Raw genomic sequence first — 1,392 nt, 5'->3', positions numbered from 1 at the left:
GTTCGCGGATGGCTACGAGGGCCGATTTGCCGCTGAGACGAGCGGTTCCGGTGACGGATCGATATCCAGCGTGGATCTGGGCACCCCAGTCGGACCGGAAGCCGTTGGTGACCTTGCGGAACACGACCGAGGGGCGGATCTCGCGCTCTGATATGTTGTTGGTCGCAGGGACGTTGCGGTTGGTGAGGAAGATGAAGAACTTGCTTCGCCAAGCCTTGATTTGTTTGAGCAGAACACGTCCCGCAGGGTGCGCGACAGGCATCTGTACCAGGCGGGTCAGCAGATTGTCGGCCTTCGCAGCGTAGGCGGCCAGCGTTGTGTCCTTCAGGCTGCTTCGTCGCTTGCCGATGCGGATCGCCCAGCGCAGGTGGTCGCGGACTTTGGGGGCGAAGGCGGTATCCCCGCAGTCGATGGCATACTGAACATCGCGCAGGACATGCGCGAGGCAGACCTGATGCTCCTTGCCCAGTTCCTGCTGTCCGGCGTAGCGATCGGAGACCCACACATCAGGTTGGTGGCCGCCCAGCACCTCCTCAGCAACACTGCGCGCCCGGCGCGGGGCGATCTTGTGCAGGACCGCGTCTTTCGAGAGGAAGACCCATTGCCAATGGGCAATGCCGTTGGTGCGCGTGGACGTCTCATCGGACGCGATAATCTTTGCCGTGAGCAACTTGTCGGTGATCGCCTTCGTGGCTGCTGTCATTCCGGCCTCCATACGCCTGAACGCATTGGCGATCGCCCCTTGGGAGATCGTGAGGCCAAACAGCTCCGCGGCAATGCGCGAAAGTCGCTCGAAGCTGACATGGTGGCTGTGATGCAGATAGGCCAGCAGCGAGCGGATGCCGGGGCCAAACGGCGTGCCCGGCTCCATGCCCGCCGGTGCCGCGGCACGGTAGCGACGGCCACATCCCCCGCAGCGCGCACCAAACAATTCGATGCGGGTCACAATCGGACGGATCGGCGGCAGGTCGATATGATCGTAGCGGTGGCGGCAATGCTGGGCCTGCGAGGATATATCGGTCCCGCAATGGCAGCAGTTTGCCGCCATGATGTGTTCGGTTTTGTCCGGCGTCTCGGCCAATGGGCGGTGCTTGCCTTCGCGCGGCGGGCGCTTGCCAGCCTTGGGCTTACCGCCTTTGCCACCGCGCTTGCCAAAGTCGTCCTTCGATGGCGGAATATGCGAATTCCTGGATGTCTTGCGCGGCGTGCCGACCAGGGATTCCAACTCAGAAATCCGCGCTACCAGTCGCTCGATCATCTCGTGCTGCGCGAGCAGCAACTCGTTCTTCTCGGCTTCGGTCAGCACATGAAGCGGCGGTGGTGAAATCCGTAGGGTGAATCAGCCAATCGACCTCCGCGCAACACTTTTTTGCCAACCCCGTGAGCAATTAC

The 1,392-nt window shown here is 62.2% G+C and carries 1 protein-coding gene; it reads right to left on the bottom strand.

All coding sequences use genetic code 11. The annotated features are described in order from the left end of the window. A partial coding sequence (locus HHL26_RS24010; protein ID WP_169576923.1) for an IS66 family transposase occupies window positions 1-1,327 on the bottom strand: 1,327 nt, incomplete at its 3' end. Window positions 1,328-1,392 lie beyond the last annotated feature (65 nt).

Origin of the sequence: Sphingobium sp. TB-6 (assembly GCF_012927365.1) — a bacterium.
GTDB lineage: Bacteria > Pseudomonadota > Alphaproteobacteria > Sphingomonadales > Sphingomonadaceae > Sphingobium.
The sequence above is the reverse complement of the archived record's forward strand: the minus strand, read 5'-3'. Positions and strand labels throughout refer to the sequence as shown.